Below are 24,242 nucleotides of genomic sequence, written 5' to 3' on the forward strand. Positions count from 1 at the left end.
GTGTGTGTCTTGCGTCGAACAAATTGCAAGTTTTGGGGTGGTCAGATCTTCGCGACCTGGTTGAAGTTGAGCTCAACCGGGGTTTCACGACCGAAGATCGACACGAGAACCTTGAGCTTCTGCTGCTCGCCGTTGACCTCGCTGATGCTGGCCGGAAGGGTTGCGAACGGGCCGTCCATGACGGTGACCGACTCGCCGACCTCGAAGTCGACCTCGATGAGGGGCTTGCCGAAGGACTCGGACGGTGCCTCGCCTGCTGCGACGGCGGCCGCTGCAGCCTGCTGCTTCTTCTGCTCCTGCTGCGGGAGCAGGAACTTGACGACCTCGTTGAGGGTCAGCGGCGAGGGACGCGACGTGGCACCGACAAAACCGGTGACACCAGGCGTGTTGCGCACGGCGCCCCACGACTCGTCGTTGAGCTCCATGCGAACGAGGATGTATCCGGGCAGAACCTTGCGGTTGACCTGCTTGCGCTGGCCGTTCTTGATCTCGGTGACCTCTTCGGTGGGAACTTCCACCTGGAAGATGTAGTCGCCGACATCGAGGTTCTGAACGCGAGTCTCGAGGTTGGTCTTGACCTTGTTCTCGTAACCGGCGTACGAGTGGATGACGTACCAGTCACCCGGGGCGCGGCGCAGCGCAGCCTTGAGTTCGGCAACGGGATCCTCGACCTCGAGCTCGGCGGCGGGAGCGGCCTCGTCGGAGTTCTCGGCATCGTCGGAGATGACGTCCTCGGTCGCTGCAGCGTCTGCATCAGTGCCTTCGGCAACGTCTGCATCGGTGCCTTCGGCAACCACGACGTCTACTTCGGCTGCCGCCTCGGCAGAAACACGCTCTTCGGCCAAAGCCTCATTCGTGTCGTTCTCGGGGGTGCTCACTGGGGCACTCGCTTCCTCTCGTTACTCGGACCCGGGTCGGGTCTTGTCGCGCTCGCAGGCAAAGACGCCCGACTGCTACGGCGATCAGCCGAACAGCCAGGTGACACCCTTGATCACAGCGATATCGACGCCGCTGATGAAAGCGACCATGAAGACCACGAACGTCAGCACGACGCTGGTGTAGGTGATCATCTGCTTGCGGTTCGGCCAGATGACCTTACGGAGTTCTGCGATGACCTCGCGGAAGAATTTGCGCAGGCGCTTGAAGATGTTGTCCTTCTTCGCCTTGGGCTTCTTGCCGGGGTTCGTTGCAGTCGGCTTGGCCGAAGATGTCCGGGATGCCGTCCGGGCCGGAGTCTTCACGGTGGACGCGCTGACCGAGGCGCCGCGTGCAGCGCGCTTGCCGGTCGGCTTGTTGGAAACCCCACTGGATGCGGAGGGAGCCTTTTCGGCACCGTCCTTGTCCAACGAAAGATCGGAACGCGTAGTCGCGTCAGCTGCAGTGTCGTCGACACCGGTCGAATCGGCAGACAGTGAAGTCTCCGCATCCGAAGTGTCGGCGTCGCGCTTGGCGCGCTCCTCGCTCACGTCGTTCCTCTCAGTCGCTGGCATCCGGGGGCAGGGGCGACAGGACTTGAACCTGCAACCTGCGGTTTTGGAGACCGCTGCTCTGCCAGTTGAGCTACGCCCCTTTGGTTGACCTCGACAGGTAGACCCTGCCTGAATCAACCGTTCTGCGATCACACAACATACGCGCTACCCGAGGTGAATGTCTTGCAACATTCAGGGCAGCGCGCAGCGCTGAGGAATCCCAGAAATCTCAGTGTACTTCAAAGCCCCGGAACAAACACAATCCGCCCTGCGATCAGGCTAGACGGACCGTGGCAGTGGCACGACCGAAGATCTTCTTACCTTCGGACTTGGCCACAATTGCCAGTACTGCGGTCTTGCTTTCTTCGTCGATCGACTTCACCTTGGCGGTGAACTCGATCTCGGCAGCCTTGTCGGCTGCCACGATCACCGGGCTCGTGAACCGTACGTTGTACTCGGTCACTGCGCCCGGATCTCCCAGCCATTCGGTGACGTAGCCGGCACCGATGCCCATGGAGAGCATGCCGTGCGCGACGACGTCCGGCAAGCCGGCAAGTCGTGCGACCTCGTCACTGAAGTGAATCGGATTGGGATCTCCCGAAACACCCGCGTAGTTGGCGAGGTTTCCACGCGTCAGGGTGACGGACTTCTCGGGGAGAAGTTCGCCGACACTCACGTCGGAAAATTTACGAAGCGACATGCATCATCACGTCCTTGACTGCGTGGGCGATGTTCTCGTCCACTTCCCCACCCGTTCGAGCAACAAGCGTCGTCCACGTGGTGACGACGGCTTCGTCGTTCTGATCGGTGATGATGTTCTTGGTCACGATGATGTCGCTACCTGCGGCCTGCCTGAACGAATCCAGGAAGACGTCGCAGAAGAGTCGGTCACCGACCTGCATGGGCTTGTGCAGCACCAAGCGCTGATCGGTCTGAAGAATCTGACTCAGGTCGTAGCCTGTGACGATCTCTTCGAACAGACGTCGCTGAGCAATGGCACCCACGATGGCGACGAACGTGATGGGAGCGATCAGGCCGTCGTATCCGAGGCCCTTGGCTGCCGACTCGTCGTAGTGCGCGGGATGGGCGTCCTGGACGGCGCGAGCGAACTCGCGCACCTTCTCGCGTCCGACCTCGTAGAAGTCTTCGACACGATAGTGGTGACCGACCATCTGGACGGCATGAGCGGCCGGGTCCGTAGGGACCTCGGCCGCTGCCTGGTTCTCTTGCAAATCTGTCACGCGGTGAGACTCTCTTCTAGCTAGGACCCGAAGACGCAGGCCCAGAGAGGGTCTTCCGCGAAAATCGTCGTCCTGTTAAGGACTTACTACTTCGACTCGCGATGCGACTGGTGGGTTCCGCAGTTGGGGCAGAACTTCTTGAGCTCCAGGCGATCGGGGTCGTTGCGCCGATTCTTCTTGGTGATGTAGTTGCGGTGCTTGCATACCTCGCAGGCCAAGGTGATCTTGGGCCGAACGTCAGTCGAGGAGGCCACGGGATGCCTTCTTTCGGGTGTATCTGATTACGAGCAATCAGGGTGGATCATGCATATTGTGTAGCGGTGACCGGACTTGAACCGGCGACGCAACGATTATGAGTCGTTTGCTCTACCAACTGAGCTACACCGCCTCGGTGTCGAGTGTCGCGCGGAAAGCACGGCACCACAATCCAGCGAGCCCCCTAACGGAATCGAACCGTTGACCTTTTCCTTACCATGGAAACGCTCTACCGACTGAGCTAAGGGGGCGTGGCTCAGGAGCGCGTTGCCGCTCTCTTGAAGCCTCCGAAAGATTACACACGAACGAGCGCCAGCACCAAATCCGCTGGTCATCGGGGCAAAAATGGTGCCGGAGCCCATTGTTGCACCGATCGAGGCCGCTGGCGAGGGCTTTGCGGGAACCAACTTGACCCCGCACTCCCCCTGAAACCATCCCCCGGGGCCCATCCCGAGGCCCTGAGCCTCCGACACCCCTGAGCCGAAGCCGGCGCCTGCGTCGCCAACGCGCGCTCGACCTCGGTACACGCACAAAAAAGTCAGCCCCGACTCTCGCGAAGAGAATCGGGGCTGACTTGGTGTGGCAGATGTAGGATTCGAACCTACGTAGGCATAAGCCGACGGATTTACAGTCCGCTCCCATTGGCCGCTCGGGCAATCTGCCGTGCTTGCACCAGGCTTCGATCCGGCGCATTCGCAAGTATATCGCGACGTGCGGCGGCCGAAAACGGCTTCCTCGGTGCGGTGAGAAGAATACAACGAACACACCCCCATTTTGCAAACCGGGTGGTAACGGGCGGTGCCGACCCGATAACGTCGAGGTGTCCACCGGTATGGAAGGTGGGCGGAACTCGATGTTCGTGAACTACCGGAAAGCGGGAGTGTGAAGTGGCTGATTCGTCCTTCGACGTGGTGAGCAAGGTTGACCGTCAAGAGGTGGACAACGCCCTGCATCAGGCTGCCAAGGAGTTGACCACGCGTTTCGACTTCCGAAACACGGGAGCGTCGATCGAGTGGTCTGGTGAAGAGACGATCACGTTGAACGCCGACACCGAGGAGCGACTGCTGGCCGCCCTCGACGTGTTCAAGGAGAAGTTGATCCGTCGTGACATCTCGCTGAAGGCATTCGATGCCGGCGAGCCGGCGCAGTCCGGAAAGATCTACAAGCTGTCCGGAACCTTGGTCCAGGGCATCAGCAGCGAGAACGCGAAGAAGATCACCAAGAAGATTCGCGACGAGGGCCCCAAGGGCGTCAAGGCGCAGATCCAGGGTGAGGAACTTCGTGTGAGCAGCAAGAAGCGCGACGACCTCCAGGGCGTCATCTCCCTGCTCAAGGGTGAGGACTTCGGGATCGCCCTGCAGTTCGTGAACTACCGGTAGTAGGGGCTGCGCCCCTGTGCGCCTTTTTGGTAGTTCCGACGACCAGAAAGGCTCACAGGGGCCGAAGGCCCCTACATCCCCGCCATCTTCTCCAAACGCTCGATCCGGTCCGCCATGGGCGGATGCGTCGAGAACAGCTTGCTGACCTTGTCGCCCGCTCTGAAGGGGTTGGCGATCATCAGGTGGGACTGCGCCGCGAGCTTGGGCTCAGGCGGCAACGGCGCGGCTGCGACGCCCGACTCGAGCTTGCGCAGCGCCGACGCCAACGCCAGCGGGTCACCGGTGAGCTCGGCTCCCGATTGATCAGCCTGATACTCGCGAGAGCGCGAAACGGCCAGCTTGACCACGGTTGCCGCGATCGGTCCCAGTAGGGAGACGAGCAGCAGCGCGATCGGATTGCTTCCCTGCCCGTTCCCTCGGCCGCCGAAGATGCTCGCGTACATCGCGAAGTTGGCCAGGCCAGAGATGACGCTGGCCATCGCGCCGGCCACGGACGAGATCAAAATGTCCCGGTTGTAGACGTGGGAGAGTTCGTGCCCGAGCACGGCACGCAGTTCGCGTTCGTTCAGGATCTGCATGATGCCGCTGGTCACGCACACCGCGGCGTGCCGAGGGCTACGACCGGTGGCAAACGCGTTCGGGGCGTTCGTGGGGCTGATGTACAGCCTGGGCATCGGTTGGTGCGCCGTAGTGGCGAGTTCGCGCACGATCCGGTAGATCGCCGGTGCCTCGACCTCGGTGATGGGCTGGGCGCGCATCGATCGAAGCGCCAGCTTGTCGCTGTTGAAGTACACGTAGGCATTCATGCCGACGGCAAACAGAACGGATCCCCACAGAAGGAACGGGCTGTTGAACAGCGAGCCGATGAAGACGATCAGCGCCGACATCCCCACCAACAAGCCGAATGTCTTCGCACCGTTCGCGTAGCCGTGCAAACCGCTCACCTCTTGCCTCGCTGGAGCCGAAGGCTCACCCGAACTCCCCGGTGTATGCACCGGTTCTGTTCAGTCAACGAAGGACAGGGTCATCAGGGTTCCCACCCAATGACTGTCGGGGTTTCCACCCGGTAGCCCCGATTCGCCGAGGTGTCAGCCGACTCGTTCGATCGTGTAATCGACGAGACGCACGAGCGCTTCGTTGGCCGGTCCCTGCGGGAGCTCAGCCAACTGAGCTTTCGCCGCGACGGCATACTCGCCCAGCTTTGCCTTCGCCTTGACCATGCCCGGCGAACGCTCGAGCAGTTCGAGAGCTTCTTCTACCAGGGCATCTTCGGTAACCGGGCCCGCGAGCAGCTCCCGCAGGCGATCTGCGTCGGCCCCTTCTTCGCGGAACGCGTACAGGACGGGCAGGGTGTGGACACCCTCGCGCAGGTCGGTGCCCGGAGTCTTGCCGGACTGCGCCGAGACGGACGAGATGTCGATGATGTCGTCGGAGATCTGGAACGCGGTGCCGACGGCATCACCCAGGCGCTCGAGGCGCTCGATGTGAGCTGCGTCGGCGCCGGAGAAGGTGCCGCCGAAGCGTCCCGAAGCAGCGATCAGCGAACCGGTCTTCTCCCACACGACCTTGAGGTAGTGCTCGACCGGATCCTGCTCCTTCTTGACACCGATCGTCTCGCGCATCTGGCCGGTGACCAGTTCGGCGAATGTTTCGGCGATGATCCGAACGGCCTCGGGTCCGAGCGTCGACACCAGTCGTGATGCGTGCGCGAACAGATAGTCGCCGGCCAGGATCGCCACACTGTTTCCCCAGCGGGCGTTGGCGCTGGGTGCTCCGCGCCGCATGGACGCCTCGTCCATGACGTCGTCGTGATAGAGCGTCGCCAGGTGAACGAGTTCGGTGACAGTCGCTGCGGTGATGATCGACGGATCGTTCGGCACCGGTCCGAGTTGCGCGGTCAGGATCGTGAACAACGGACGGAAGCGCTTTCCACCAGCTCGCGCGAGATGCAGCGCGGCCTCGGTGAGGAAGTCTTCTCCGTCGGACAGCTCGCTGACCAACAACTCCTCGACATCGGAGAGTCCACCACGCACTACTGCGGCGAGCTGTTCGTCGCCCAGGTCGATGCCTGCAACGACGGTGCTCGATGCGGTTGCGTCGGCAGCAGTCTTTTCGGTGCTCACGATGTCAGTACCCATTCCTGTCGTCAGTGACGGCTCGGTTCCCACGGTAGTGAACCTAGCGGTTCGCACTCGGGACGGCCTCGCCACGGTGGCGATCGCGAGCCTGGGAAGATGTGAGTGTGTCCGTAGAAGAGCAGTCCCCCGTCGTCGATTCGCTTCCGAACGAAACCGACATTGTGGTCATCGGCGCAGGTCCCGCGGGTTCTTCGGCCGCGGCGTGGGCCGCCCGCAGCGGCCGAGACGTCGTGCTGGTGGACGCTGCCGTCTTCCCGCGAGACAAGACTTGTGGTGATGGACTCACTCCGCGCGCCGTGGCCGAACTGGATCTCCTCGGCCTCGGCGAGTGGGTTCGGTCACACACGACGAACAAGGGACTACGGTTGTCCGGCTTCGGACAAGAACTCGAACTCGAGTGGCCGGGGACGTCGTTCCCGCCGATCGGCAGTGCAATCCCCCGGACCGAACTCGACGACGCCATTCGCCGGTGCGCCGTCGAATCGGGCGCGGTCATGGTCGAGGGCACCAAGGCCGTCGACGTCGAGCTCGACGGTGATCGAGTAGCCGCCGTCGTACTCGCCGGCCCCTCGGGACGAAGCACCCTTCGTTGTCGGACGCTGATCATCGCCGACGGCGTTCGCTCGACGCTCGGCAAGAAGCTGGGACGGCAGTGGCACCGGGACACCGCGTACGGCGTCGCGGCACGCGCGTACGTCGCGACGCCGCGCAGCGCCGACCCGTGGATCACCTCGCATCTGGAACTGCGGGACACCGAGGGCACGTTGCAGGCGGGGTACGGCTGGATCTTCCCGCTCGGCACCGGCGAGGTGAACATCGGCGTCGGGACACTGGCGACGTCCAAGCGCCCGGCACCAGGTGCCCTGCGACCTTTGCTGGACCTCTACACCGATCAGCGCCGAAGCGAGTGGCAGTGGAGCAGCGAAATACATTCCGTCGCTTCGGCTTTGCTACCCATGGGTGGAGCAGTTTCCAACATCGCCGGACGCAACTGGGCCGTGATCGGCGACGCCGCAGCGTGCGTGAACCCGCTCAACGGTGAGGGCATCGACTACGGCCTCGAAGGCGGACGTCTGGTGGTCGAACAGCTCGGCGCCGACGACCTCACGGAGCTGTGGCCGACCGTGCTTCGGGAGCATTACGGCCAGGCGTTCTCGGTCGCGCGCCGGCTCGCAGGCCTGCTGACGGTTCCGCAGTTCCTGCCCGCGTCGGGCCCGATTGCGATGCGCTCACGTGCACTGATGACGGTCGCCGTTCGGGTGATGGGGAACCTCGTCACCGACGCCGACGTCGACCTGACGGCGAGGGCCTGGCGGGCGTCGGGGGCCGCGTCGAGAAAGATCGACTCCCGGCCGCTGTTCGGTTGAGCAAGTGCTGTGCGCCTTTATTAACCGCCGGGGGTTGATAAAGGCGCACAGCAGTTCAGGCAGTGGCGTAATGCAGCGCCACGATGCCGCCGGTGAGGTTGCGCCACTTGACGTTCTTCCAGCCGGCAGCCTCGATCTTGCGGGCCAACTCTTCCTGGGTCGGCCAGGCGCGGATCGATTCGGCGAGGTACACGTAGGCGTCGGGGTTGCTGCTGACGGTGCGTGCGACCTGCGGGAGCGCCTTCATCAGGTACTCCATGTAGACCGTGCGGAAGGGACCGAAAACGGGCGTCGAGAACTCGCTGACGACGAGACGTCCGCCCGGCTTGGTGACGCGGGCGATCTCACGCAGTCCGGCTTCGAAGTCGGAGACGTTGCGCAGGCCGAAGGAAATCGTCGCGGCGTCGAACACGTTGTCGGCATAGGGCAGGTACATCGCGTCACCTGCGACCATCGGGACCTTGCGCGAGATTCCAGCCTTGAGCATTCCCTTGGAGAAGTCGGTGGCGACGCACCAGGCACCGGAGCGCCCCAGTTCGACGGTCGAGACTCCGGTTCCGGCGGCGAGGTCGAGCACCTTCTCGCCCGGCTTCAGATCGAGGGCTTCGCGGGTGGCCTTGCGCCAACCCTTGTCCTGGCCGAAGGACAGCACGGTGTTGGTGAGGTCGTATCGCTCCGCGACGTCGTCGAACATCGACGCTACTTCGTGCGGTTGCTTCTCGAGAGTTGCTCGGGTTCCGTGTGTAGTGGCCACACCCGAAACGCTACCAACCCTCGTGCAGCGAGGGCGTTCAGGCTGCTCTGGCACCCGTTCGCCGCCCGAGGCCCTGCACGTCCTCGTAGTGACGGAGCAACTCTTCGCAGATTGCCGGCCAGGTCCGGTGCAGCACCGAGCGCCTCGCCGCGGAGCCGAACTGCACCCGCAGATCACGCTGACGAAGTGCGTCCACGGCGCTTGGCAGGAGTTCGGTGAACCTGTCCGTCGGCAGGAGGTAGCCGTTGCGGCAATGCGAGATCAGGTCACGTGGTCCGCCGGCGTCCGGTCCGACGACAGGCACACCGCTCGCGAGGGCTTCCTGGACCGCCTGGCAAAAGGTCTCGTGCTCGCCGGGGTGAACGAATACGTCCAGGCTCGCATAGGCGTCGGCCAGCTCGGTACCGCCCAGTTGTCCGGTGAAGATCGCGTCCGGCATCAGTCGTCGTAGGTTCTCACGATCCGGGCCGTCTCCGACGACGACGATCTGCACACTGGGATCGCCGGCCAGGGCCGCCAATCGTTCGACGTGCTTTTCGGGCGCGAGGCGACCGACGAAGCCGACCACCAACCGGTCGCTGTCACCGATCCAGGACTGCCGCAACGCCGAACTACGACGCGAAGGCGCGAATCGTTGTGCGTCGACGCCGCGGGCCCATCGGTGCACGCGCGGAATGCCGTGCTCTTCGAGGGCGTCGACTGCCGACGTGGAGGGCGCGAGTGTCCTGTTGCAGCTCTTGTGGATTCGACGGGTCCACGCCCACGCGGCGCGGCTGGTGACGCCGAGACCGTAGCTTTCGGCAAATCCGGCGACGTCGGTCTGGTAGACCGCGACGGTGGGGATTCCGAGGCGTTTGGCGACGGCCACTCCCCCGGCGCCGAGCAGGAACGGTGACGCCAGATGGACGACGTCGGGCGCGAAGGTCCGCACGGCCGTGGTCAATCGTGGTTGCGGCAGGCCGACGGGAAGTGAACTGACTTTGGGCACCATGACGGCTGGCACCCGAACCACCTGAACGCCTTCGTGTTCGGTGGCGGCAGAGGTGTCGGATCCGACAGTGTCCGGCGCAATGACCATGGCGTCGTGGCCAGTGCGATCGAGGTGTTCGAGCACGCGTAGTACCGAGTTGGTGACGCCGTTCATGTTGGGCAGGAATGACTCCGCAACGATGGCTACTCTCACACCGAGAACGGTGACAGGGCCAGGAAAAGTCCACGTCATGTTCGTGTGAAGTTCGGGCGAAGCGCGAACTAACTCGAGGCGACCGGCGCCGAACCCGGAGCTCCCGCTTCCCGCTTGCGCAGGTACCAGATCGACGGTCCGGCCAGGAGCCACGTCACGACGATCACCGATCCTGCCGGGATCAGCGCCACCGTCGCGTTACGTCCTGCTACCCGAACCAAATCGGGCTCGGTCTTGTAGTACTCCACCTCGATGCGCTGTCCCACAGTCAGATTGGTGGGGTAGAGCACGCCGAGTTCAGGGTTGTGATTCGCGCCGTCCGGTGTCACGAAGCTGATCGCCGAACGTAGCGAGCCCGCCGAGAGCACCTCGGCGGTTGCGGTCCCCATGTTCGATTCGATGGTCCGATCGTTGCGCCAGGCACCGAGAACCAGAATCACCGCGAGCACGGAAATGCCGACCGCAACCACCAGCACACCGATGCGGAGGCGACGCAGAACTGTTTGCGTCACAGCTGTGCCCGCACGGAAGCGTGGAGTTCGCGCAGCCCACTGCGATCCGTCGCGACCTCGAGCACACGAATGCCGTTGGCCGGTTGCGCCAGCGTCGTTGCCAGGGCGTCGACGGTGACCGCTGCGTGCGGCACGCGGTAGGCCGCGCACAGCGCAGCGAGGTCCATGCCGTGTGGTGTTCCGAACACTCGCTCGAAGACGCCGGCGTACTGCGGGTCGCCTTGTTCGAGGAGCTCGAAGATACCGCCGCCGTCGTCGTTGGCGACGACGATGGTGAGGTCGCTCGGCCTCGGCTCACCGGTCCCGATCAGCAGCCCGGACGCGTCGTGCAGGAAGGTCAGGTCGCCCATGAGAGCGACGGTCCGGCCGCCCTCGTACGCCAACGCGGCGCCCACCGCCGCCGAGACGGTGCCGTCGATACCTGCGACGCCGCGATTCGACAGCACCCGCACGGCGGGCTTGGGATAGCTCACGAGTGCCGCGTCGCGAACAGGGTTGGATGCGCCGAGCAGAAGCTGGTCGCCGTCCGCGAGAGCATCCATCACAGCAGCTGCCACGTGCAGGCCGGTGGCCTTGGGGTGGGCGTCGAGTTGCTTGCGGACGGCAGTTTCGGCGTGTTCGGTCAGCGCGGCACATCGAGCGATCCAGGCGGGATCGGGAGTCCCGGTGACCACTGCTCTGGTTCCGGTGGCGAGTACGTTGCCGGATACGTCCGGCCAGCGCGGCCCGGTAGTCAGCGCGTAGACGTCGACGCCCGGGTCGGCCAGCACCTTCGATACCTGACGATGCAACGTCGGGCGGCCGGTGATGATCGCCTGCTTGGGCTTGAGTTGCGAGAGCGCGAGTGGATGCAGCGCGATCCCGTGCATCGGAGCCGTCGGCTCGGCCACCGTCGGCAGGCCGGCCAGCTCAGGCCGAAGTGCGCTGCCGTGTCCGGAGATGACCACCGTGTCCGCGGTGAGGTCCAGATCGACCGGAACGTCGAGCGTCGCGTTCTGCGTGGTGGTCCAGGCCGCACCACCGGGACGGCCTTCCGGAACCGGTCCCTGGACGTGCACGTCCGGCACCAGCGGCTCACGGAGCGGGATGTCGAAATGCACCGGACCCGCGTTTCCGGATCGGGTTCCGCGGGCAGCGGCGAGGACCCGGCAGACCGCCGAGCGCCACTGGCTGTTCTGCGTCGAATCGTCCTCCGCCAGGCCCAGGCTGATGGTTGCGCGGACTTGACTGCCGAAGAGCCCGAGTTGCTCGACGGTCTGGTTGGCGCCGGTGCCGAGCATCTCGTACGGCCGGTTGGCGCTCAGGACCACCAGCGGCACTCGCGCGTAGTTGGCCTCGAGGACAGCGGGTCCGAGATTCGCGACGGCGGTCCCGGAAGTCATCACGATGGGGACCGGTCGTTTCCCGGCGATTGCCAGTCCGAGTGCCAGAAAGCCTGCTGTCCGCTCGTCGATCCGCATGTGCAGACGCAACCGGCCGTCGAGATCGGCGGCCTGGAGGGCAAATGCGAGGGGCGCGTTGCGAGAGCCTGGACACAGCACGACTTCACGCACGCCACCACGAACCAGTTCGTCGACGACGGCTGTGGCTTGTGCAGTGGACGGATTCACGCCTTCAAGAGTGTCAGATGTTCGGGCACAAGCATGCCCAGGGGCGGGGACAGCGGCATTATGTGTGGGTGCGCACACTCTTCGATCCAGCCGAGCTCGAACCCCGTCGGTTCTATCAGTTACTCACCGCTTCGGTGGTCCCCCGGCCGATTGCCTGGGTGTCCACCCTGTCGGCGGACGGCGTCGGCAATCTGGCTCCGTACAGCTTTTTCACCGTGGCAAGTTCGGCGCCGCCGATCGTGCAGTTCACGTCGGTCGGACGCAAGGACAGTCTGCGCAACATAGAAGCGACCGGCGAATTCGTGATCAACCTGGCGACTGCCAGGCTTGCCGACGTGGTGAACCAGAGTTCCGCCTTCTACGACGCCCAGGCCGACGAGTTTCTCGAGTTGAACATCCGTAGCGAGCCGAGCGAGCGGGTTCGCCCCGTCCGGGTCGCCGACTCCCCGATCGCCATCGAATGCACGCTCCACCAGGTCATCGAGGTCGGTAATTCATTTGTCGTGATGGGAAATGTGGTCGCGGTCGCAGTACGTCCCGAGGCTGTCGCCGACGACGGCCTACCGGACTTCGCGGCAATCGCACCGATGAGCCGACTTGGCCGAGCGCAGTGGGGCCTTCCTCCCGAAGTCGTCGAAAAGGACAGACCCACCACTCCACAGCGACCGTAAATCAGGTTAGGGTTACCTGATTAGGTACGAGTAACAGATAATCAGGGAGCAACCAGTCATGGCCAAGCGCGCCAAGTTCGTGAAACCGGCCTCACGCAGCATCGTGTCGGCGCGGGTCGTGGCGAACAAACGAATCAGCCCCAGCTTCATCCGGGTGACCATTGCCGGCGAAGAGCTGTCCACCATCGCTCCGATGGGTGCCGATCAGTGGTTCCGCATGTTCATCCCGCAGGTCGGCCAGAGTGAACTCCGGTTGCCGAGCGCGGCCAGCAATCTCTGGTATGCGCAGTACCTGTTGATGTCCAAGGACACGCGACCCGTCGTGCGCAACTACACGATTCGCGCCTACCGTGCCGCCGGATCCGGTCTCTTCGGCGAGACCACGGAGATCGACATCGACTTCGCTTATCACGGCGACATCGGCCCGGCATCCGCGTGGGCGGACACCGCGTCGGCCGGCGACGAGGTCGCCCTCTTGGACGAAGGCTGCATCTACAACCCCACACCCGAGGCCAAGTGGCAACTGCTCGTCGGCGACGAGAGTGCACTTCCCGCGATCATCGGCATTCTGGAATCCGCGCCCGCAGACCTGCGTGCCGAGGTCTTCGTCGAGATTCCGAACATCGAAGACAAGCAAGACATTCCGGAGTTGGCGAACGTCAACGTGCATTGGCTCGTTCGCGAGGACGAACACGCGACGCCGGGTGTTCTGACCCTCGAGACCGTCCGCGCCGCCGAACTGCCCGAGGGGCCGTCGTACACCTTTGTCGCCGGCGAACAGGCACTCACCACCGGGCTGCGTCGGCACCTCGTGAACGACCGGAAGTTCGCCAAAACCGACATCACCTTCACCGGCTTCTGGCGCCACGGACATTCGGCTCACTGACAAACGCACCGAAAACGACGAGTGGCCCGAGAGAAACTCCCGGGCCACTCGTCGTTTTACGTTCGCTTATGCAGCGTGCTTCTGGATCACATCGCCCAGACGCGGCAGAGCTGCAGTCACATGCTTCTTCGCCGAACCGCGCAGCTTCGAGTACATCGACTTGACGACGGCCTTGTCGCTGCCCTCGATACGCTCGTCCGTCACCTCGAGGAGGGAATCGGCAACCGCGTCACCGCGGGCGCTGATGAAATCGGCGAAGCTGCCTTCGCCGGAAGCCGAGAATTCCTGCCAGTACGGCTCGAGCTTTGCCACGAAAGCCGGCAGAAGCGCGGTGACGGCGTCCGGCACGATGGACGGGCTCACCTTCTTGACCGCGCCGTAGCCACCCTTGAGAGCCAGCCCTGAGGCCCCCGACTTATCCGAAACCTCTGCGTCGATCAAGGTCTGCACGTCCGCGACGACCGCGGGAACCCGTGATTCCTCGAGCAGGGTTTCGTTCAGAGCTGCAACCACTTTCGATCCCTTCATTCTTCACTGATGTTCATCAGGTCGCGCCCGAGACTATACGAAATTCGGCTGGTCTCTACTGCCGAGTATCCGATGGCAGCGCCTGGCCCTCTCCAACCACCAGTCGCGCCGGTCTGCGGGCGCGGCCAGCGTCTCGAGCAGAACCGGATCAGGCTCGACGGCACCAACGGATAAAGCCCCGTCGACGGCTGCTCCGGTGACCGCGACATCCCGGACGAACAGGCCGCCTGTACCGAGACCGCAGGCAAACGGAAGCGAAGGCAACGCTGCCGCGGCCGCCAGTCCCGCGGACATCCCCACAGCCGTGTCCAGAGCACTCGAGACCACCACCGGCACCCCGTAGTCCACCAGCTGCGCCGACAGCGCCACCACAGCACGCATTCCGCCCAGCGGCGGCACCTTCACGACGGCGACGTCCGCTCCCCCGGCTCGTACGACGCGCAACGGGTCCTCGGCACGGCGAATGCTCTCGTCGGCAGCGATCCGCACACCGGTCCCCGCGGCGCGGACCCTGACCAGTTCCTCGACGCTTGCACAAGGCTGCTCGGCGTATTCGAGTTCACCGTCATCGGTGATCGCTCGCAAGGCCGTGATCGCCTCGTCCACGCTCCACCCGCCGTTGGCGTCGACGCGTACGTTCGGGATGTGCCGACGCACCTCGTTCACCCGGGCGACGTCCTGCGCCAGCGACTGTCCCTTCTCGGCGACCTTGACCTTGGCGGTCCGGGCCCCGGGGAAGCGCTCCAGCAATTCCGGAACGGCAGACGCGTCGATCGCCGGCACGGTCGCGTTGACGGGAACTGCGTCACGAAGCGCAGGCGGCGGACCCAGCCACGCCGCTTCGATACCCGAGAGCAGCCACTGCGACGCCTCGTCGTCGTCGTACTCGACGAACGGGGCGAATTCTCCCCACCCGGCCGGGCCGCGAACGAGCAGGGCCTCACGAGTCGTGATGCCGCGAAAGCGAACTCGCATCGGCAGCGCGAGAACCACGGCGTCCGCGATCAGATCGTCGAACGAGGGGAACATGTCAGGGCTGTCCCGGAAGCAGTTCGATCATGAGCGCCTCACCGTCGGCGAGGAGCTTGCCGTCGAGATCGGTCAGGCGCGCGCTGACAAAAGTCTTGCGACCCTCGACCCGATCCACCTGCCCCTCGATCACCAGTTGTTGATTGAGCGGAGTGATCGCGCGGTAATTGATGTGGAGGTAGCCGGTGCGGGAGATCGGACGGCCACCCGCGTGGACCGTCATCCCGAAGACGTCGTCGAACAGCAAGGGCAGGACACCGCCGTGAGCGGCGCCGTTGCCGCCCAGGTGGTAGCGACGGAAGACGCCGGTACTGCGGACTCCTTCGGTGTCGAACTTCTCGACCATCCACGGGAGCATGAGGAGGCTGCCGCGTCCGGGCAGTTGGATGTTCGAGCCCGCGGGCGACTTGCCTTCCGGGACCTCGTACGGAGTCAACCGATCGGCAAGCTCTTCGGCTTGCGTAGCGATGTCTGCGAGTACGTCGTCGGGAACATTGGTCGAGACGGCAAGGTCCTGCAACCTGCGCATCGCTTCGACGAAGCGGCCGAAGTCCGGACCTGCGGGAGTGTGCCGGAACCGTGGAAATCCGCCCCGCTTCTCACCGTCTGTGACGATCTCCGTGCCGTCTGCGGTTTGTTCGCTCATGACCTGCACGTTAGCGCGCCCGGGAACGTGTTCTACCTCAGGTATCCGTTAGACGCGCGAGCCGTGCCTCTATCGTGGCTCAGGTGACCTTCAACCCGCAGCTCTGGCGCCCTGTCCCCGGATTCGAGAACCTCACCGACATCACCTACCACCGGCATGTCAGCCAAGGCACCGTTCGCGTCGCCTTCGACCGACCGGAAGTGCGTAATGCGTTCCGCCCGCACACCGTCGACGAGTTGTACCGCGCGCTCGATCACGCCCGGATGACCTCCGACGTGGGAGCGGTGCTCCTGACCGGCAACGGACCGAGCGAGAAGGACGGCGGTTGGGCGTTCTGCTCCGGCGGAGACCAGCGCATCCGTGGTCGCAGCGGCTACCAGTACGCCGAAGGAGAAACGGCGGACACCGTCGACAAAGCACGCGCCGGGCGCCTGCACATCCTCGAGGTCCAGCGCTTGATCCGCTTCATGCCGAAGGTCGTGATCTGCCTGGTCAACGGCTGGGCTGCGGGCGGCGGCCACAGCCTGCACGTGGTGTGCGACCTGACGCTCGCCAGCCGCGAGCACGCACGGTTCAAGCAGACCGACGCCGACGTCGGAAGCTTCGACGGCGGCTACGGCAGCGCCTATCTGGCAAAGATGGTGGGCCAGAAGTTCGCTCGCGAGATCTTCTTCCTGGGTGAGACCTACACCGCCGAGGAAATGCATCAGATGGGCGCGGTCAACAAGGTTGTCGACCACGCTGAACTCGAAAACGTCGCGATCGACTGGGCCGGCAAGATCAACGGCAAGTCGCCGCAGGCACAGCGGATGCTCAAGTACGCGTTCAACCTGCAGGACGACGGGTTGGTCGGCCAGCAGCTGTTCGCCGGTGAGGCAACACGTTTGGCGTACATGACCGACGAGGCCGTCGAGGGTCGTGACTCGTTCCTCGAAAAGCGTGATCCCGACTGGTCACCATATCCCTGGTATTTCTGACACAGTAGGTGCGAGAGGGAGGTCGGACGTGGAGATTCTGAGCAGTCGGACGATATTGCGCCCGAGCGAGTACGAACGAACGCTGAGCTTCTACCGAGACACCCTCGGTCTGGCGATCGCTCGTGAATATCCCGGCGGCACAGTCTTCTTCGCCGGCCAAGGTCTGATCGAAGTCGCTGCGCACGGCGGCACCGGCGAGGGCGGCTTTCGCGGCGCGATCTGGCTGCAGGTCCGGGACCTCACTGCCGTTCAGACCGAACTGGTTCTCGCCGGGGTCAAGATCGCGCGCGAGGCAAGACAGGAACCGTGGGGTCTACACGAGATGTGGATCGCCGACCCGGACGGGACACCGATCGTGATGGTGCAGATCCCGGAGGACCATCCCATCCGACGCGATTCCCGGCCACCGTCCGCGTAGTCGAGACACCGCTGTAGCCGAGACACAGCTGTAGCCGAGCAGTGACAGATGCCCGCCACGACTTTCGTGGCGGGCATCTGTCGGTTCTTCGCAGAGATCAGTTGCGCGTGCTCAGCGCCTGAGAGATCTGATCTGTCTGGGCCTGACCCTCGAGCAGTTGGCGAACCAACCACAGCCGCAGCACCTTTGCCACCGATGCGGCCAGGAAGAGTGCGGCACCGACCACTGTCAGGGCGAGGAAAACCACGGTGAGGATCTGGTACGACACCAGATCCCGCAGGTCCGAGAGCGTCAGCGAAGAGATGTAGACGACGAAGGCGCCGACCACTCCGACGACCATGAGCACCAGGCCCGCGATGCGCGTCGCCGCGTCGCCGCCTGCCTGCTTCTTGTCCAGCTTCAACTCTGCGATGTTCTTCTTGAATTCCTCACGGCGATCTTCGGCGAGAGTAGTCATCGTCATCCTCCTAGATAACTGGTAGAAAGTTCGTTTTCGATGTCGTGTGGATCGCCGGTCTTGACGACGCGTCCCTGCAACATCAGTGCGGCCGAGGTCGCGATGGGCAGCACCGCTCGCGCGAACTGCTCGGCGACGAGAATGGAAATGCCTTCGGCTGCAAGCGAGCCGACGACGTCGTACATCTGCGAGACGATTCGAGGTGCGAGACCCATCGACAGCTCGTCGAGCAGGAGCACCGTCGGGTGAGTGCCGAGTGCCCGTGACAGCGCCAGCATCTGCTGCTCACCACCGGACATCGATCCGGCCAACTGTCCGCGCCGCTCCCCCAGGATCGGGAACCTGCCGTACGCAACCTCTTCGAGTTCGGCCAGCCCGACGCCCGTTCCGGTGACGATCCACAGGTTTTCCCGCACAGTGAGGTTGGCGAAGATCCCGCGTCCTTCGGGGATGGAGCAGACCCCCAGCCGAGCCAACTCCGAAGGCTCGACTCCGTTCACGACCTGGCCCGCGAGCCGGAACTCGCCGCGGGTGACCGGAAGGACGCCCGAGCAGATCTTGAGCGTCGACGTCTTGCCGCCACCGTTGGGTCCGAGTAGCGCCACCACGGCGCCCGGTTCCAGAATCAGGTCCACCCCGTGCAGAACTTCGATGGATCCGTAACCGGCGCGGACACCGGACAGTTCGAGCAACGGTTCGGCGCGGTCGGGGCTGCGTATACCCTCGTCGATTTTCGCCTCGCCAATTTTCGCTGACGTCATACCGCCTCCTCCTCGGTCCCGATGTAGGCCGCGATCACTTCCGGATCCGTCCGGATCTTCTCCGGATCACCCGAGGCGAGGACTGCGCCGTAGTCGAGCACGTGGATGGTCGAGCACACTTTCATCACCAGCGGAATGTCGTGCTCCACCAGACAGATTCCGAGTCCACCCGCAGCAAGTTCGGTGAGCATCTCGGCAAAGACCTCGGTTTCCTGCTCGGTCTGACCCGAGGCCGGTTCGTCGAGCAGCAGCACTCGCGGGTCGGTCATGAGCGCCCGTGCAACTTCGACGACGCGGGCGCGTCCGGTGGGGATGTCCGCGACGTCCTTGTCCGCGACATCCGTCAGCCCGGTCAGCTCCAGCAGACGATCCGTCTCGCTGTCCACGTCGATCTTGTTGCGGCCGTTCGCCTTGTGGATGTCTCCGGCGACGCGCAGGTTGTCACGCACCGAGAGCGAGACGAACAGTTCGAGCCGCTGGAAGGTACGTGCAAGCCCGCGACCTGCCCGCTTGTGCGGCGGTAGCTTCGTCACGTCGACGCCGCCGAGGAACACCTGACCGGACGTGGGTTTCTGCAGCCCGGTGATGGTGTTGAAGAGCGTCGTCTTGCCCGCACCATTCGGTCCGATGAGTCCCGTCACCGTTCCGGGTTGCACGGTGAGCGAAACGTCCTTGACCGCGACGTGTCCACCGAAACGAACGCTCACACCGCGCGTTTCGAGAAGTGGTGTATCAGACATGGACGGTCAACTCCTTCGGCGAGCCACCCTGGTACTGAGGAATCCCCAGTTCGCGGTCGATCTCGTCACGGATCTCGGGGCTGTAAGGGACATCGATCCCGATGTCCTCGGGAACGACTGTCGCTTTGGCGGCCAGTTCCTCCGGAGTGAGAACCGCGCTGGGCATGACCATCTCACCGATCACCGGCAGCATGAACACCACCGCGATCGTGATGGACGCGAACCACCAGTTGCCGAGTACACCGGTCAGAGCAAGGACGTAGGTCAGCAGAACGACTGCGGCGCCGCCGATCAGAACAGGCTTGGCACCGGCGAGCCGTCGGTAGCCCTCGATCACGCTGTGGACCGTTCCGCTGGGGTTCGCGCCGACGCCGATGCCGATCAGTGCCGGGCTGACTGCCGCGATGTTGCCGAAGAGCAGCCACATTCCCTCCAACTCCGGTTGCGCCGAAGCCAGATTGGTGAACGAGACCATGATGACCGCAAACCCGATTCCGGCCATCAGTCCACCGAACAGGGCGCCGGTGACGTATCCGATACCCGCGACGACGGTCAGCATGAGCAGCGAGAGGCTGACCATGATGGCAAAGCTCTCACCCGAGACGGACCCCATGGCGCTCGACATCAGAATGCCGCCGAGACCGGCGATCCCCGAAGAGATCATGAAGACGCTCAGCTTGAGCCGAACCAGGCTCTGTCCGAGCATGGCCGAACCGGCCGGGCTGTCCTTCATCGCCGCGAGTCGGCGCCCGTAGCCGCTGTTACGCAACGCGATGACGCCGACGCCGAGTATCGAGAACAGCGCGGTCACGGTCATCAGGAACACCGTCTCGTTGCTCAGATCGAGCGGACCGATCTTCAGCGGAGGGAGGGCGATGTTCCCGTCCTTGAACAGCGAGTACTTCATGCCGAACATCTCGTGTTCGGTGGTGTCACGAAGAACCATGTTGGAGAGGAACACTCCGAAGGCCATGGTTGCCAGCGCGAGATACAGCCCTCTCAGCCGCAGCGCCGGTAGGGCGACGAGGCCACCGATCACGGCGGTGACGAGGACTCCGACGACGATGCCCCACAGGTTGAGGTGCGCAGCCAACCCGGAACCGGAGATCCCGAAGTGGAAGGCCACGATGGTAGCGATAGCGCCGAAAGACACCGGCGCCAAGTTCAATTCACCCGCGTAACCGGTGAGGAGTGTGAGCGAGAGCGCGATGATCGCGAAAGTCATTCCGATGGTCAGTGTGGTGACGGCGGACGTCACCATCAGCAGACGGATCAGGTAGACGATGACGATCAGTGCCAAGCCCCAGACGACGGCCTTGCGCACGCTCGGCACGTGGTAACGCTCGCGAGTACGGGTGACCGCTCCACGCAACCGGTCCTGTGGGAGCACGATCAGCACCACGAACAGCGCGATCATCGGCAGGGAGACACGGAAATTCGACGTCCAACTCCAACTCGTCGGGAAGTACGCCAATACGTACGTACCGGCAAGCCCGAGGACCACGGCGCCGACGAACGTGCGCGGAATGCTGCGCAACCGGCCGAACATGGCCGCGGCAAACGCGTCGATCACCAAGAGTGTCAACATGTTCGCCTCGAGTGTGCCGCCACTGATCGGGGTGATCAGGATGCCGGCCAGGACTGCGAGCGTCGAACCCATCGCCCAGGACAGGGCCGCAAGACGCTCCGGATTGTGGCCGTTGAGGCGCAACAGTTCCGGATCGTCGACGACGCCGCGCATCGCGACACCGGCGCGGGTGCGCGTGAACAGGATGCGCAGGCCGACGGCGATGGCGATCGCAACGAGGATGCAGATCAACTCGTGGTAGCGGATGCTCGCGCCGAACACCGTGATCTTGGACTGGTCGCCGAAGAACATCTGCATCGTCCGAGCGGTCTCGGGGTGCCAGAACCAGTGCGAGATCGAGAGCATTCCGAGCAGGATCGAGACCGTCACAACGATTTTGGTGACCTCGGCGGTATCGCGCAGACCCTTCATGATCAAGACGTAGAGGCCGAGGCCCATCAGTGGCCCGACCAGGACCAACGAGATCAGCAAGGCGACGAAAGTGGGAAGTTCCCAGCCGTAGCGCAACTGCCAGTAGATGAACGCACCGAGCATTGCCTGTGCACCGTGCGCGAAGTTGAAGATTCCTGACGTGTTGTACGTGAGTACCAGCCCGGAGGCGGCGATCGCGTACACCGACCCCAGGACCAGGCCCAGGATCGTGAAAGTGACAAAAGTGTTCATGGCTGAACCCTCGTTAGGGACTCGGGCGGCGGTTGGCGCTCGCCGCCCGAGTCGGAAGAATCAGGACTGCGGCTTGATGACGTTGGCGTTCTGGTACTTCGTCGACACGCGGTCAGCGCCGAGTTCGGTTCCCCAGGTGCTCTTGTCGGTCGCGACGAGGTACTTGGGGTCACACTTGAATTCGCCCGCGGTGGACGGGAACGCCTGCGCGTAGGTACTGCCCTTCAGAGAGGTCATGAGTCCGCAGGTGGCCGGCATGTTCTTGCCGGGATCGGTGACGGCGTGCAATCCGCCGCCGTCCCACTCGTGAATGTTCGAGAGTTCGTTCACCATGCACTGACGCGTCAGATCGCTACCGCACTCGTCCGCGGCGGCCGCCCACAGCAGGAACGACGACGCCGCCTGCATACCGAGGAGCGCGGTCTTGCCACCCTGCTCGGAGACCAGATCCACGTACTTCTTCACTGCGGGCACCTTGTCCGCGTTCTCGAGCATCTGGAAGGTCATGCCCGCGTTGAGGTTGTCGAGCAGTCCGGTGTCCTTGTTCCAATCGGAGACGGTCGCGCCGTACCAGGTGGCTTCACCGAAGAAGATGGGATCGATCCCGACCTGATCGAGCGCCTTCACGAAGTTCAGCTCCGACGGGCTTGCCGATCGTGACGTCCAGATACCCTTCGCACCGCACTCCTTGTACTTCTCGGCAAACGGCACGTAGCTCGATTCGCCCTCGTAGTTGAGTGTGACGCCGCAATCCTTGAGCTTGAAACCCGCAGCCTCGGCGATCGAGCGAATCTTCGTGGTGGAGCTGATGATCGTGGGCATCGTGCTGTTGACGACGTCGAAGTCGTTCACCAGATCGGGGTGCATCTCGGCCATCTGGAACCACTGCGAACCGTTCGCGTAGTCGACCGGGAACGGGACACCCTGGAATGTCATCGGTCCGTTGGCTGCGTCGGGTGACACGGTGAAGCCTGGCACGGACACCAGGTTGCACGCGACACGCGTCTGCTCGGCGGTCTGATCCATCGCGAAGCCGTAGCCGACCATCATGAACTGGCTCGCGCACGCTTCCTGCATGACCGAGTTGGCCTGCGTCATCGCGGCGTCGTAGTCGGTACCGACAACCTTGCGGCCGTTGATGCCGCCCTGATCGTTGCACCAAGAGATGAGCGCGTTCACCGCATCGCTCATTTCCTTGTTCAGCCCAGGAGACTTCACATAACCGCGGTCGTCACCGAACCCGATTTTGATCTCGGTGTCGCTGACGCCTTGATCGGTTGCGCCGGTGGCGTCGCCTTCACCACAGGGCGAATCGAGGGTGCCGAACTTCGCGTCGGATGTGCTCGACGCAAGGTCTGCGCTGACGCCGGGTCCGCCGACAGCGACGGCGTAGGGATCGTCACCACGATTCGATGCGCAGGCTGACGCCAGAACGGCGGTCGCGGCGAGTGCCACGATCAGCTTCGTGGACTTGTTGGGCTTCACGGTCGGAGCTCTCCTTCTCACTGACAGACACCGAGAAACAGGGGTGAAACCCCTGTTCCGGTGCGCTCGGTGCCCGTAGGTAATCAGCGTTTAAAACGGTCCGAATGTGCCTTCCCGGTGAGTGAGACCAAAAAGTGAGGTCCCACACAGGGTTCCGATTTCGTGGCGCTGAACACATCGCGAACGGCAGCGCCGCAGCCCACGCGCGGGGACGTACTCCGCGGAGCCCCTGTTCGCATCCCGTTCGCTGTACTTTTACGCGTTCGATACGCACAATTCACGTTGTGACCGCAGAGCTCGTAATCCTCCTGGTGGTAGTTGTCACCGCCCTCGCGTTCGATTTCACGAATGGTTTTCACGACACCGGTAACGCAATGGCCACCTCCATCGCGACCGGAGCACTCAAGCCCAAAGTTGCGGTCACACTTTCCGCGATCCTGAACCTGGTCGGTGCGTTCCTGTCCGTCGAGGTCGCCGCGACGGTAGCCAAAGGCGTCGTCAACCTCGGTGCGGTCAGTGGGCAGGATCTGCTGCTGATCGTCTTCGCCGGTCTCGTCGGCGGAATCATCTGGAATCTGGCGACCTGGCTGCTCGGATTGCCGTCGAGCTCCTCACACGCACTGTTCGGCGGATTGATCGGCGCCGCAATCGCCTCCATCGGTATGGGCGGCGTCGAGTGGGGTGGAGTTCTGACCAAGGTCGTCGTCCCCGCGATCCTCGCGCCGGTCGTCGCGGCCCTGGTCGCAGGCGTCGGTACCAAGCTCGTGTACCGAATCACCGCATCCGTCAAGGAAGACGAGCGTGAGCGCGGTTTCCGTTTCGGCCAGATCGGCACCGCCTCATTGATCTCACTTGCGCACGGCACCAATGACGCCCAGAAGACTATGGGCGTCATCTTTTTGGCCCTGGTCGCTCACGGCACCATCACCGCCGAGACCGAGATGCCGTTCTGGGTGAAGTTCACCTGTGCCGTCGCGATCGCTCTCGGCACATACCTGGGCGGTTGGCGCATCATCCGCACCCTGGGCAAGGGCCTTGTCGAGATCGCCGCGCCGCAGGGTCTGGCAGCCGAAGCGTCGTCCGCAGCCATCATTCTCACGTCGAGCCACCTCGGACTCCCCCTCTCGACCACCCACGTCGCCACCGGATCGATCCTCGGTACCGGCATCGGGCGCAAGGGCGCCGAGGTCCGCTGGGGCGTCGCAGGCCGGATGGCCGCCGCCTGGTTGATCACCTTGCCGTCGGCCGCAGTGGTCGGCGCCATCTGCTGGGCACTCGCGCATCTGATCGGCGGCCTGGCCGGCGTGCTCGTCGTCTTCGCTGCCCTCATCGCGTTCGCGATCTTCATGTACCTGCGTTCGCGTAAGGAACCCGTAGACGCCGCCAACGTGACCGCCGAATGGGACGAGAATCCGGATGCGACGGCTCGCGAGATTCCGACTGCTGATCCCACTCCGTCCACCGAACCCACTCGCAACTCCTGAA

At 63.8% G+C, this 24,242-nt stretch carries 26 protein-coding genes and 4 tRNA genes; 7 read left to right on the forward strand and 23 right to left on the reverse strand.

The window, feature by feature from the left end; translation table 11 throughout:
* Nucleotides 1-41: 41 nt before the first annotated feature.
* The 9 genes from nusG to ABIE52_RS13155 form a co-directional block, all read right to left on the reverse strand.
* On the reverse strand, nucleotides 42-878 hold the full coding sequence (gene nusG / locus ABIE52_RS13115; RefSeq protein WP_003942049.1) for a transcription termination/antitermination protein NusG: 837 nt from the start codon (nucleotides 876-878) through the stop codon (nucleotides 42-44).
* An 84-nt stretch (nucleotides 879-962) separates the two neighbouring features.
* Nucleotides 963-1,466 (reverse strand): preprotein translocase subunit SecE, encoded by a 504-nt coding sequence (gene secE, locus ABIE52_RS13120; protein WP_064113968.1) that lies wholly within the window; start codon nucleotides 1,464-1,466, stop codon nucleotides 963-965.
* Nucleotides 1,467-1,497: 31 nt separating this feature from the next.
* A tRNA-Trp gene (locus ABIE52_RS13125) sits at nucleotides 1,498-1,570 on the reverse strand.
* Nucleotides 1,571-1,743: 173 nt separating this feature from the next.
* Nucleotides 1,744-2,169, reverse strand: a complete 426-nt coding sequence (hadB, locus tag ABIE52_RS13130; RefSeq protein WP_003941909.1) for a (3R)-hydroxyacyl-ACP dehydratase subunit HadB — start codon at nucleotides 2,167-2,169, stop codon at nucleotides 1,744-1,746.
* The gene (gene hadA / locus ABIE52_RS13135) at nucleotides 2,156-2,710 is read right to left on the reverse strand and encodes a (3R)-hydroxyacyl-ACP dehydratase subunit HadA (RefSeq protein ID WP_019744315.1); all 555 of its coding nucleotides are present in this window, start codon (nucleotides 2,708-2,710) and stop codon (nucleotides 2,156-2,158) included. The genes hadB and hadA overlap by 14 nt, the downstream gene beginning before the upstream one ends.
* A gap of 86 nt (nucleotides 2,711-2,796) precedes the next feature.
* Complete coding sequence (gene rpmG / locus ABIE52_RS13140; protein ID WP_003941903.1) at nucleotides 2,797-2,964, reverse strand: 50S ribosomal protein L33; 168 nt, start codon at nucleotides 2,962-2,964, stop codon at nucleotides 2,797-2,799.
* A gap of 61 nt (nucleotides 2,965-3,025) precedes the next feature.
* Nucleotides 3,026-3,098 (reverse strand) — tRNA-Met (locus ABIE52_RS13145).
* Between the two features lie 45 nt (nucleotides 3,099-3,143).
* Nucleotides 3,144-3,216: transfer RNA gene (locus ABIE52_RS13150), tRNA-Thr, on the reverse strand.
* A gap of 329 nt (nucleotides 3,217-3,545) precedes the next feature.
* Nucleotides 3,546-3,628, reverse strand: a tRNA-Tyr gene (locus ABIE52_RS13155).
* Nucleotides 3,629-3,852: 224 nt separating this feature from the next.
* On the opposite strand from ABIE52_RS13155, the gene ABIE52_RS13160 reads away from it, so the two are divergent.
* Nucleotides 3,853-4,344, forward strand: a complete 492-nt coding sequence (locus ABIE52_RS13160; protein ID WP_003941854.1) for a YajQ family cyclic di-GMP-binding protein — start codon at nucleotides 3,853-3,855, stop codon at nucleotides 4,342-4,344.
* A 71-nt stretch (nucleotides 4,345-4,415) separates the two neighbouring features.
* Here the strand turns inward: ABIE52_RS13160 and htpX are convergent, their stop codons facing one another.
* Together htpX and ABIE52_RS13170 are read right to left on the reverse strand one after the other, a co-directional pair.
* Nucleotides 4,416-5,279 carry a zinc metalloprotease HtpX gene (htpX, locus tag ABIE52_RS13165; protein WP_029254860.1) on the reverse strand — a complete coding sequence of 288 codons (864 nt, stop codon included), beginning with the start codon at nucleotides 5,277-5,279 and terminating at the stop codon, nucleotides 4,416-4,418.
* A gap of 153 nt (nucleotides 5,280-5,432) precedes the next feature.
* Nucleotides 5,433-6,482, reverse strand: a complete 1,050-nt coding sequence (locus ABIE52_RS13170) for a polyprenyl synthetase family protein (protein WP_037129929.1) — start codon at nucleotides 6,480-6,482, stop codon at nucleotides 5,433-5,435.
* Between the two features lie 104 nt (nucleotides 6,483-6,586).
* Between ABIE52_RS13170 and ABIE52_RS13175 the strand changes: the two genes are divergently transcribed.
* The gene (locus ABIE52_RS13175; RefSeq protein ID WP_371747842.1) at nucleotides 6,587-7,849 is read left to right on the forward strand and encodes a geranylgeranyl reductase family protein; all 1,263 of its coding nucleotides are present in this window, start codon (nucleotides 6,587-6,589) and stop codon (nucleotides 7,847-7,849) included.
* A gap of 55 nt (nucleotides 7,850-7,904) precedes the next feature.
* On the opposite strand, the gene ABIE52_RS13180 is transcribed toward ABIE52_RS13175, so the two are convergent.
* The 4 genes from ABIE52_RS13180 to menD form a co-directional block, all read right to left on the reverse strand.
* On the reverse strand, nucleotides 7,905-8,603 hold the full coding sequence (locus tag ABIE52_RS13180; protein ID WP_003941879.1) for a demethylmenaquinone methyltransferase: 699 nt from the start codon (nucleotides 8,601-8,603) through the stop codon (nucleotides 7,905-7,907).
* Between the two features lie 37 nt (nucleotides 8,604-8,640).
* Complete coding sequence (locus tag ABIE52_RS13185) at nucleotides 8,641-9,786, reverse strand: glycosyltransferase family 4 protein (RefSeq protein WP_354541492.1); 1,146 nt, start codon at nucleotides 9,784-9,786, stop codon at nucleotides 8,641-8,643.
* A 68-nt stretch (nucleotides 9,787-9,854) separates the two neighbouring features.
* Nucleotides 9,855-10,298, reverse strand: a complete 444-nt coding sequence (locus tag ABIE52_RS13190) for a DUF3592 domain-containing protein (protein ID WP_192712113.1) — start codon at nucleotides 10,296-10,298, stop codon at nucleotides 9,855-9,857.
* Nucleotides 10,295-11,908 (reverse strand): 2-succinyl-5-enolpyruvyl-6-hydroxy-3-cyclohexene-1-carboxylic-acid synthase, encoded by a 1,614-nt coding sequence (gene menD, locus ABIE52_RS13195; RefSeq protein ID WP_003942063.1) that lies wholly within the window; start codon nucleotides 11,906-11,908, stop codon nucleotides 10,295-10,297. Before menD ends, ABIE52_RS13190 begins: the two co-directional genes overlap by 4 nt.
* 68 nt (nucleotides 11,909-11,976) lie before the next feature.
* Between menD and ABIE52_RS13200 the strand changes: the two genes are divergently transcribed.
* Complete coding sequence (locus ABIE52_RS13200) at nucleotides 11,977-12,579, forward strand: flavin reductase family protein (protein ID WP_083059088.1); 603 nt, start codon at nucleotides 11,977-11,979, stop codon at nucleotides 12,577-12,579.
* 58 nt (nucleotides 12,580-12,637) lie between these two features.
* Nucleotides 12,638-13,465, forward strand: coding sequence for a siderophore-interacting protein (locus ABIE52_RS13205; protein ID WP_003941977.1), 828 nt, complete (start codon nucleotides 12,638-12,640; stop codon nucleotides 13,463-13,465).
* Between the two features lie 66 nt (nucleotides 13,466-13,531).
* On the opposite strand, the gene ABIE52_RS13210 is transcribed toward ABIE52_RS13205, so the two are convergent.
* The 3 genes from ABIE52_RS13210 to ABIE52_RS13220 are packed head-to-tail and all read right to left on the reverse strand — an operon-like array spanning nucleotide 13,532 to nucleotide 15,668.
* Nucleotides 13,532-13,978, reverse strand: coding sequence for a DUF6918 family protein (locus ABIE52_RS13210; RefSeq protein WP_003941973.1), 447 nt, complete (start codon nucleotides 13,976-13,978; stop codon nucleotides 13,532-13,534).
* A gap of 48 nt (nucleotides 13,979-14,026) precedes the next feature.
* Nucleotides 14,027-15,022: an o-succinylbenzoate synthase gene (locus ABIE52_RS13215; protein ID WP_192712112.1), complete on the reverse strand. Its 996-nt coding sequence runs from the start codon at nucleotides 15,020-15,022 to the stop codon at nucleotides 14,027-14,029.
* 1 nt (nucleotide 15,023) lies between these two features.
* The gene (locus ABIE52_RS13220) at nucleotides 15,024-15,668 is read right to left on the reverse strand and encodes a PaaI family thioesterase (RefSeq protein WP_037129937.1); all 645 of its coding nucleotides are present in this window, start codon (nucleotides 15,666-15,668) and stop codon (nucleotides 15,024-15,026) included.
* A gap of 83 nt (nucleotides 15,669-15,751) precedes the next feature.
* On the opposite strand from ABIE52_RS13220, the gene ABIE52_RS13225 reads away from it, so the two are divergent.
* Together ABIE52_RS13225 and ABIE52_RS13230 are read left to right on the forward strand one after the other, a co-directional pair.
* Entirely contained in the window at nucleotides 15,752-16,645 is an 894-nt protein-coding gene (locus ABIE52_RS13225) for a 1,4-dihydroxy-2-naphthoyl-CoA synthase (protein WP_024487301.1), read from the forward strand.
* Nucleotides 16,646-16,673: 28 nt separating this feature from the next.
* Nucleotides 16,674-17,063: a VOC family protein gene (locus ABIE52_RS13230; protein ID WP_003941917.1), complete on the forward strand. Its 390-nt coding sequence runs from the start codon at nucleotides 16,674-16,676 to the stop codon at nucleotides 17,061-17,063.
* A gap of 97 nt (nucleotides 17,064-17,160) precedes the next feature.
* Here ABIE52_RS13230 and ABIE52_RS13235 read toward each other — a convergent pair whose 3' ends face one another.
* From ABIE52_RS13235 to ABIE52_RS13255, 5 genes are read right to left on the reverse strand one after another with little or no spacing between them, the layout of a single operon-like run.
* The gene (locus ABIE52_RS13235; RefSeq protein WP_003942018.1) at nucleotides 17,161-17,520 is read right to left on the reverse strand and encodes a hypothetical protein; all 360 of its coding nucleotides are present in this window, start codon (nucleotides 17,518-17,520) and stop codon (nucleotides 17,161-17,163) included.
* A gap of 2 nt (nucleotides 17,521-17,522) precedes the next feature.
* Nucleotides 17,523-18,281 (reverse strand): ABC transporter ATP-binding protein, encoded by a 759-nt coding sequence (locus tag ABIE52_RS13240; RefSeq protein ID WP_354541493.1) that lies wholly within the window; start codon nucleotides 18,279-18,281, stop codon nucleotides 17,523-17,525.
* A complete protein-coding gene (locus ABIE52_RS13245; protein ID WP_007728482.1) occupies nucleotides 18,278-19,021 on the reverse strand; it encodes an ABC transporter ATP-binding protein in 744 nt (247 codons plus the stop codon). The genes ABIE52_RS13240 and ABIE52_RS13245 overlap by 4 nt, the downstream gene beginning before the upstream one ends.
* Entirely contained in the window at nucleotides 19,014-21,272 is a 2,259-nt protein-coding gene (locus ABIE52_RS13250) for an ABC transporter permease (RefSeq protein WP_058227491.1), read from the reverse strand. The genes ABIE52_RS13245 and ABIE52_RS13250 overlap by 8 nt, the downstream gene beginning before the upstream one ends.
* Nucleotides 21,273-21,332: 60 nt before the next feature.
* Nucleotides 21,333-22,757: an ABC transporter substrate-binding protein gene (locus ABIE52_RS13255; protein WP_003942040.1), complete on the reverse strand. Its 1,425-nt coding sequence runs from the start codon at nucleotides 22,755-22,757 to the stop codon at nucleotides 21,333-21,335.
* A gap of 284 nt (nucleotides 22,758-23,041) precedes the next feature.
* Here ABIE52_RS13255 and ABIE52_RS13260 point away from each other — a divergent pair, with 284 nt between their 5' ends.
* Nucleotides 23,042-24,241, forward strand: coding sequence for an inorganic phosphate transporter (locus tag ABIE52_RS13260; RefSeq protein ID WP_007728486.1), 1,200 nt, complete (start codon nucleotides 23,042-23,044; stop codon nucleotides 24,239-24,241).
* Nucleotide 24,242: the final 1 nt, after the last annotated feature.

It is taken from the genome of Rhodococcus sp. OAS809 (assembly GCF_040546695.1).
In the GTDB taxonomy this organism is placed as follows: Bacteria; Actinomycetota; Actinomycetes; order Mycobacteriales; family Mycobacteriaceae; genus Rhodococcus_F; species Rhodococcus_F qingshengii.